This window comes from Paracraurococcus ruber (genome assembly GCF_004353985.1).
Taxonomy (GTDB): domain Bacteria; phylum Pseudomonadota; class Alphaproteobacteria; order Acetobacterales; family Acetobacteraceae; genus Paracraurococcus; species Paracraurococcus ruber.
In genome coordinates this window covers 1-6,361 of record NZ_SMOA01000288.1, presented here as the reverse complement: position 1 = coordinate 6,361, position 6,361 = coordinate 1, and the positions used below count along the sequence as shown (strand labels likewise).

Sequence of the window (6,361 nt, the reverse complement as noted above, 5' to 3'; positions counted from 1 at the left end):
AGAGCGGATCGCCGGGCGGCGCGACCGCTACGGAGCCCGGAGCCGCGCCAGGGTCGCCATGTCGCAGCAGCCTGCCTTTCCAGCTTCATGGGCAAGCTGCCGCGGGCGCCGCGCCGGCCGGTCGACGCATCGGTCGGCGCAGGCCGGGCCGACCGCCTGGCACCGCGGGCGCACCGCGGTCAGGGCGCCGCGAGGCCCGGTCCGGACCCAAGGCCCGGAAGGGTTGGGCGCCGGGCCGCCCGTGGCCCGACCCGCCCGGCCCGGGTGGTGGGGATCCCCGTCCTCGGCCGCGCCCCCGCCGGGCGGCGCGCCGCCCTACCCCGCGCTGCGGTCCTTGTATTGCTGCTTCAGCTCGGCCTTCCACAGCTTGCCGGTGGCGGTCAGCGGCAGGCTCTCCACGAACTCCACCTGGTCCGGGATCCACCACTTCGCCACCTTGCCCTCGTAGAAGCCGAGGATGTCCCCGGCCGTCGGGCTGGTGCCGGGCTTCGGCACCACCAGCAGCAGCGGCCTTTCATCCCATTTGCTGTGGTGCAGGCCGATCACCGCCGCCAGCTGCACATCGGGGTGGCCGAGGATCAGGTTCTCCAGCGTGATGGAGCTGATCCACTCGCCGCCCGACTTGATGACATCCTTGGCGCGGTCGACGATCTCGATGCAGCCGAGCGCGTCCACCGTCACCACGTCGCCGGTGCGGAACCAGCCATCCCCGGTGAAGGCGGGGTCGTCCGGCCGGTTGAAGTACTGCTTCGCCACCCAGGGCCCGCGCACCTCCAGCTCGCCGAAGGCCACGCCGTCATGCGGGATCTCCCGCCCCTCCCCGTCGCGCACCCGCAGCTCGATCCCGTAGAGCGCGCGGCCCTGCTTGCGGGCGTAGTCGAGGAAGCGGTCCTCGTCCCAGTCGGCATTCTGCGGCAGGCGGGAATTGGCGGTGCCCAGCGGGCTCAGCTCCGTCATGCCCCAGGCATGGCGGATCTCCACGCCGTATTCCTTCTTGAAGCCGGCATTGATGGCGGTGGGCAGGGTGGTGCCGCCCACCACCAGCCGCGGCGGGTTGGCGAAGCGCCGGGACGGGTCGGCGCGCAGCCATTGCAGCAGCGCGGTCCAGATGGTGGGCACGCCGGCGGAGAAGGTGATCCGCTCCGCCTCGAACAGCCGGTGCAGGCTGGCCGGGTCCAGCCGCGGCCCAGGCAGCACCAGCGACGCGCCGGCCATCGCCGCGGCATAGGGGATGCCCCAGGCATTGACGTGGAACATCGGCACCACCGGCATCACCACATCCTCGGCGCCGATGCTGAACACGTCCTTCTGCAGCACCGCCATGGCATGGATGACGGTGGAGCGGTGGCTGTACAGCACGCCCTTCGGGTCGCCGGTCGTGCCGGAGGTGTAGCAGAGCGAGGAGGCGGCGCGCTCGTCCAGCGCCGGCCAGTCATAGGTCTCGGGCTGGCCCTCGATCAGGCTCTCCTGCGCCACCACCTCGAAGCGGCCGCGCAGGGGGCAGTCGGCCGGGATCTCCGCCTCCGTCCCCATCACCACGATGGTCTTCAGGCTGTCCGGCAACTGGTCCGCCAGCGCCTGGGCGCCCGGCATCAGGGTCGGGTCGACGAACAGGTGGGTGTCGGCCGCGTCCTTCAGGATGAAGGCGATCTGCCCGGGGAACAGCCGCGGGTTCACCGTGTGCAGCACCGCGCCCATGGAGGAGACGCCGTAATACACCTCCAGGTGCCGATGCTCGTTCCAGGCCAGGGTGGCGATGCGGTCGCCCGGCTTCACCCCGCGGGCGGCCAGCGCATGCGCCAGCCTGGCGGCGCGGGCGGCGACCTCCGGCCAGGTGTGCCGCACCAGGCTGCCATCCGGCCGGGCGGAGACGATCCGCGCGCCGCCATGGTTCCGCGCCGCATGCTCCAGGATGGAGGAGATGAGCAGCGGGCGGTCCATCATCAGGCCGAGCATGGTCGAACGAGCCTCCCCAGGTCTTTGCGCCCGATATGCGGCAGCGGCCCCCCCAGCGGCAAGGGCGGCGCCGTTCAGGCCGCCGGCGGCGCGGCGGCCAGCGCAAGATCCAGCAGGGTGCCGTCCCCGGGCAGCGGGTGCGCCAGCATGCCGGCGGCATCCGCATGGCAAAGCGGCAGGTCGACATGCCGGTCGGCGATGCCGCGCGGCGCCTGGCCATAGGGCCCGCCGATCGCCGCGACCAGGTCGGACGGGTGGAAGCGCGGCCCGCCGGCGGCACGGATGTTCACCCAGGTCCGCGCCCCGGCGCGGACGCGGCGCAGGAAGGCCGGGGTGACGAAGCGCGAGACGGGGTCGAGCGTGGCCAGCAGTTCCACCGGCCGCCCCTGGTCCCCCAGCCGGGCGGCGATGCGCGCCGCCGCATGCCCGCCCCAGCTATGGCCGACCAGCCGGATGGCGGCGGCCGGCGGCCGGGCGGCGATCAGCGCCAGCATGGCGGCTTCCTGGTCGTGGTGGCGGTAGTGCAGCAGCCGGGCGGCGGCATCCGGCCGCGCCGCCAGCGCGTCGAAGACGCGCCCGACCTTGCGCAGCGCGCGGTCGCCGCCGCCGCCGATGAGGAGAAGCAGCGGCCGCGCCGCCGGCCCGTCCGCCTCCATGCCCCCGCGTCCTTCCCACCCGTCCCGGCGCCGCCGCCGGGAGATTGAGGCATCGGCGCCGATCACTTTCCCGGCAATCCGGCGCAATAAGGACAGGCACAGGCCGCCGCGCGCAGCCGGTGCCGTCCGACGGGCCGCCGCCCCCCGCCGCGCGCCTTCCTCTCCTGCCGGGCGGCAGGAGCCTCGTCGCATGTCCGCGCCCTGCCTGCCACCCGCCTTGTCCGGCGCAGCGCGTCTCCTGGCGCGCCGCGGGCGGCTGCGGGATGACGGCGCGGCGCAAGCCGCGCCACCGCGCCGCGTCGCCCGCCTCCTCCTCTGGCCCGCCGGGCTCGGCCTCGCCCTCGGGCTCGCCATCGCCGTCGCGGCCGCCGCCAACCTGCTGCAGCGGCAGGACGCGGCGCTGCGCGACGCCGAACGGGAACTGGGCAACCTCTCCCTCGCCCTGGCCAATTGGGTGGAGGACGGCTTCCTGTCCATCGAGCAGCTGGAGGTCGGCATCGCCGACTGGGTCCGCGCCGAGGACATCGACACGCCGGAGGAATTCCTCATCCGCCTCGGCACCCGCTGGGCGCATGAGACGCTGCGGGCCCGCGTGGCCGCCCTGCCGCGGGTCCACCGGCTGTTCCTGGTGGATGCGGAAGGCCGCAACATCGCCAACTCCTTCTCCTTCCCCGCGCCCGACCTCAACTCCCGCGGCCGCGACTACTTCGAGGCGCTGCGCGGCGATGCGGGCCGCACCACCTTCCTCGGCGCGCCGGCGCGCAACAAGGTGGACGGGCGGTGGAGCATCTTCGTCTCCCGCCGCATCGACGGGCCGGATGGCCACATGCTCGGCGCCGTCGTCGCCGGCATCGACCTCGACTATTTCAGCGCCAGCTTCGCCCGCCTGTCGCTGGGGGAGGGAAGCCCGATCTCCCTGCTGCGGACCGACGGCCTGCTGCTGGCCCGCCACCCGCCGATCGAGGCGGCGGTGGGCAGCCTGGTCGACCGGGCGCGGCTGTTCGGGCAGATGCCGGACCCGGGCAGCCTGGGCATGGTCCGCGGCCCGAGCCCGCATGACGGCGTGGACCGGGTGCAGGCGGGCCGCCGGCTGCAGACCCTGCCGCTGGCGGTGGTCGTCACCCGGTCGGTGCGCGACATCCTGGTGCCCTGGCGGCAGGAAGGGCGGCGGATGCTCGCCGGCGTGGCGCTGCTGGAGGCGCTGATCCTGGCCGGCATCGTCCTCGCCGGCCGGCTGGACCGCGACCGGCGCGCCGTCGCCGCGCTCGAAGCCGCACGGGCCGAGGCGGTGACGCAGCTCGCCCTCAGCGAGGCGCGGGCGGGCGTCGAGCGGGCGCTGGCCGCCCGCGACGCGGCGATGAGCGCGGTGTTCGAGTCCGGGACCGCCGGCGTCACCGAGCTGGATGCCGCGACCGGCCGCTACACCCGGGTGAACCGCCGCTTCTGCGAGATCGTCGGGCGGACCGAAGCGGCGCTGACCGGCGGGCTGGGCCCGGCCGACATCCTGCACCCGGAGGACCATGCGGCGATCCCCGCGCGGGAGGCCGGCGGCGCCGCCGCCTGGGATGCCGAGCACCGCTACCTCCGCCCGGACGGGACGGTGGTCTGGGCCCGCATCAGCGTCGGCGTGTCCGCCCGCGATGCGGAAGGGCGGCCGCTGCGCTGCGTCGGCATCGTGCAGGACATCACCGAAAGCCGCGTCGCGGCGGAGAAGCTGCGCGCCAGCGAGGCGATGCTGCGGCTGAGCATGGAGATCGGCGGCATCGGCACCTTCACCCGCGACCACCGGGACGGCGGCGCCATCCGCTGCGGGCGGGAGACGCGGGCGCTGCACGGCCTGCCGGCGGGGGAGGAGCCGGTGCCGCTGCGGGACTGGCTGGCCACCATCCTGCCGGAGGACCGCGCCCCCCTGGGCGCCCGGATCGGCGATGCGCTGGAGCGGCGGCTGCCGGAATTCTCCTACCAGTATCGCTTCCGCCGCGCCGACGGGGCGGTGCGGCACATGGAGGCGCGGACGCGCTACAGCTACGACGCGGAAGGCCGGCCGCTCACCGCCACCGGCGTGGTCATCGACATCACCGCGATGCGGGAGGCGGAAGCGATGCTGGGCTTCGCGCTCGAGGCCGGCGGCATCGGCAGCTTCCGGCACGACTTCGCCACCGGCCTGCTGCGCGGCGGCGCCGAATTGCGCGCCATGTACGGCATGCCGGAGGGCGATGCGGCGATGCCGGCCGCGGCCTGGCTGGCGCCGGTGCTGCCCGAGGACATCGGCGGGCTGTGGGCGCAGCTGCGCGCCGCGCTGGAGCGGCGCGCGCCGGAGGCGGCCTTCGACTACCGCGTGCGGCGGCCGCTGGACGGCGCGCTGCGGCATTTCGAGGCGCGCGCCCGCTTCGACTACGACGCGGCCGGCCGGCCGGCCCGCGCGCTCGGCGTCGTCATCGACGTCACCGCCAACCGGGAGGCGAAGGAGAAGCTGCGGGCGAGCGAGGCGCTGCTGCGCCTGACGCTGGAGGTCGGCCGGATCGGCAGCTTCCGCCACGACCTGCTCGCCCAGGTGGTGGAATGCGGGCCGGAGACCCGGGCGATGCTGGGCCTGCCCCCGGGCACGCGTCCGGTGCCGGAGGCGGCCTGGATGGACCGCATCCTGCCGGGCGACCGCGACCGCCTGCGCCTGGCCTGCCAGGCGGCGACCGCCGCCCAGGCGACGGAGGCGAGCGCCGAGTTCCGCGTCCGCCTGCCGGCCGAGGACGGCCTGCGGCATGTCGAGGCGCGGTTCCGCTTCCACTACGACTGCACCGGCCGGGCGACCGCGGCCACCGCCGCCGTCATCGACATCACCGAGCGGCGGCAGGCGGAGGCGCGGATCGCCCACCTCGCCCACCACGACACGCTGACCGGCCTGCCCAACCGGGTGCTGTTCCGTGAAAGGCTGGACGCGGCGCTGGCCCGCGCCCAGCGCGGCGAGGGCTTCGCCGTGCTCTGCCTCGACCTCGACCGCTTCAAGGAGGTGAACGACACCCTCGGGCATCCGGTGGGCGACATCCTGCTGCGCCAGGTCGCCGCCCGGTTGGCCGCGGAGCTGCGCGAGACCGACACCCTCGCCCGCCTCGGCGGCGACGAGTTCGCCGTCATCCAGTCCGGCCTCGACCAGCCGAAGGATGCCACGGCGCTGGCCAGGCGGCTGATCGACGTGCTCGGCCTGCCCTTCGAGCTGGAAGGGAACCAGGTGGTGATCGGCACCAGCATCGGCATCACCGTCGCCCCCGCGGACGGGCTGGACGCCGACGTGCTGCTGCGCGGCGCCGACATGGCGCTGTACCGCGCCAAGGCCGAGGGACGCGGGCGCTGGCGCTTCTTCGAGCCGGAGATGGACGCCCGCATGCAGCTGCGCCGGGCGCTGGAGATGGACCTGCGGCGGGCGCTGGCGATGGGCGAGTTCGAGCTGCACTACCAGCCGATCGTCGACATCGCGTCCCGCCGGGTGGCGGGCCTGGAGGCGCTGATCCGCTGGCGCCACCCGGAGCGCGGGCTGGTGCCGCCCGACGCCTTCATCCCGCTGGCCGAGGAGATCGGGCTGATCGTGCCGATCGGCGAATGGGTGCTGACGCAGGCCTGCGCCGATGCCGTTGGCTGGGCGGGCGCGCCGAAGGTGGCGGTCAACCTCTCCCCGGCGCAGTTCGCCAGCCGCGGGCTGGTGGAGACGGTGGCGGGCGTGCTGGCCGCCTCCGGCCTCGCGCCCGGGCGGCTCG

3 protein-coding genes are annotated in these 6,361 nt (G+C 74.8%); 1 reads left to right on the top strand and 2 read right to left on the bottom strand.

What is annotated here, in order from left to right; genetic code table 11:
- Nucleotides 1–315: 315 nt before the first annotated feature.
- Together E2C05_RS27130 and E2C05_RS27125 are read right to left on the bottom strand one after the other, a co-directional pair.
- Nucleotides 316–1,956: a long-chain-fatty-acid--CoA ligase gene (locus E2C05_RS27130; protein WP_133222775.1), complete on the bottom strand. Its 1,641-nt coding sequence runs from the start codon at nucleotides 1,954–1,956 to the stop codon at nucleotides 316–318.
- Between the two features lie 74 nt (nucleotides 1,957–2,030).
- Nucleotides 2,031–2,612, bottom strand: a complete 582-nt coding sequence (locus E2C05_RS27125; RefSeq protein WP_133222774.1) for a hypothetical protein — start codon at nucleotides 2,610–2,612, stop codon at nucleotides 2,031–2,033.
- Nucleotides 2,613–2,802: 190 nt separating this feature from the next.
- On the opposite strand from E2C05_RS27125, the gene E2C05_RS27120 reads away from it, so the two are divergent.
- Nucleotides 2,803–6,361: bifunctional diguanylate cyclase/phosphodiesterase (locus E2C05_RS27120; protein WP_158292393.1), on the top strand; the 3,559-nt coding region annotated here is incomplete at its 3' end.

What these genes read in the sequence shown, in the direction of transcription:
- E2C05_RS27125 (WP_133222774.1), bottom strand. Translation starts at nt 2,612, where the DNA reads ATGGAGGCGGACGGGCCGGCGGCGCGGCCGCTGCTTCTCCTCATCGGC.
- E2C05_RS27130 (WP_133222775.1), bottom strand. Translation starts at nt 1,956, where the DNA reads ATGCTCGGCCTGATGATGGACCGCCCGCTGCTCATCTCCTCCATCCTG.